Origin of the sequence: Bacillus sp. JJ1127, assembly GCF_036965845.1 — a bacterium.
GTDB lineage: Bacteria > Bacillota > Bacilli > Bacillales > Bacillaceae_G > Bacillus_A.
This window is the reverse complement of the sequence record NZ_JBALQK010000313.1, coordinates 1-1,417: the sequence shown is the minus strand read 5'-3', so window position 1 is coordinate 1,417 and position 1,417 is coordinate 1. Positions and strand designations below refer to the sequence as shown.

Sequence of the window (1,417 nt, the reverse complement as noted above, 5' to 3'; positions counted from 1 at the left end):
TTTATTGAATTCATTAACGACAGAGCTTAGGAGAGGAACGTTGACATTAGCGGTTTTAAGTCAATTACGAACCCCCCAGTATGGATATTCACTTGTTCAGTTATTGGAGGGATCAGGTATTGCCATAGATCAAAGTACCTTATATCCATTGCTTCGCCGATTAGAGAAACAGGAGTTGGTGTCAAGTAATTGGGATACATCTGAGAGTAGACCCCGTAAGTACTATGTTTTAAGTGAATATGGGTTAGAGATATTTTTGCAGTTAAAAAAGGAATGGATAAATAATTCGAAAGAGCTTTATAACTTATTGAAGGAGGAGGAAGATGATGAATCTAATTGAGATTTATATTCAGGAAGTTACTCGGAGGCTGCCTGAAAAAAATCGTGAAGATATTACACTTGAGTTACGGTCAACCATAGAGGATATGCTGCCTGATGATTACAGTGAAGAAGATGTAAAGGCGGTTCTTGAAAAATTAGGGAGTCCAGTCATATTGGCTAGTGGTTATCGAGATCGGCCAATGCACTTAATTGGTCCACGCTATTTTGATGTATATGTGACGCTACTAAAAATGATTTTACCGATTGCCGCTGTCATTTCATTAATCTCGGTGATTGCCGTATATTTTATTGGATGTAGTGGAGAACAAGCGGTTATAAATATTGTTTTGAATCTTATAGGCAAAGGAATAGGGAGCATCATTGAAGTAGGGATCCACGTATTCTTTTGGCTAACACTTGTGTTTGCTATTTTAGAAAGAACAGATAAAGAAAGAGATGAGCAGCCATTAACAGCAAGCTTTAAAAAATGGACTCCTGATGATTTGAAAAATACCCCTCATGTCCCTAAGAAAAAAGCGATTTTAAAAGGCGAAGTATTTGGAAGTTTAATGTGGACTGCAATTTGGTCAACTCTTTATTTTTATGCGAATCATCTTGTAGGTGTATATGAACACGGCAGAGACGGACTTAAATTCGTGACCCCAACTTTTAATCAGGAAGTTTTACTTGGATATTGGCCAATCGTTCTTGTTGTAATTGGTTGCGAAATAGCATTAGCCCTTTATAAATTAATAAAGGGACAATGGACAATAGGAATAGCAATTTGTAATACTGCACTCCTGCTTATCACAACCATTGTATTCATTGTTATAGTAATAAATCCAAATGTGATGACCCAAGATTTTATTACGTATATGGCTGATTTATTTACCATAACAGCTAATCAATTTGAAAGATGGATAGTTGGCGGTGGAATTTTCATCTTTATTTTATCTGCAGCAATCGGTATATTTGATGGCTTCCGCAAAGCTAGTATTCGTTAATCCGTATTTACTTATTAAATTAACGGGTGCTTTTCTTGAATAAGCAACAATAGTTAATTCATTTCATTAAGTCTATTAAAATACCAAAAATC

General features: G+C 35.6%; 2 protein-coding genes. Both read left to right on the top strand.

Going from position 1 to position 1,417, the window contains the following annotated elements; translation table 11 throughout:
* Positions 1-340 (top strand): PadR family transcriptional regulator (locus tag V7183_RS23450; protein ID WP_335361008.1); only part of this gene is annotated, 340 nt, incomplete at its 5' end.
* Positions 327-1,325 carry an HAAS signaling domain-containing protein gene (locus V7183_RS23445; RefSeq protein ID WP_335361009.1) on the top strand — a complete coding sequence of 333 codons (999 nt, stop codon included), beginning with the start codon at positions 327-329 and terminating at the stop codon, positions 1,323-1,325. The genes V7183_RS23450 and V7183_RS23445, both read left to right, overlap by 14 nt.
* The last annotated feature ends 92 nt before the right edge of the window (positions 1,326-1,417 follow it).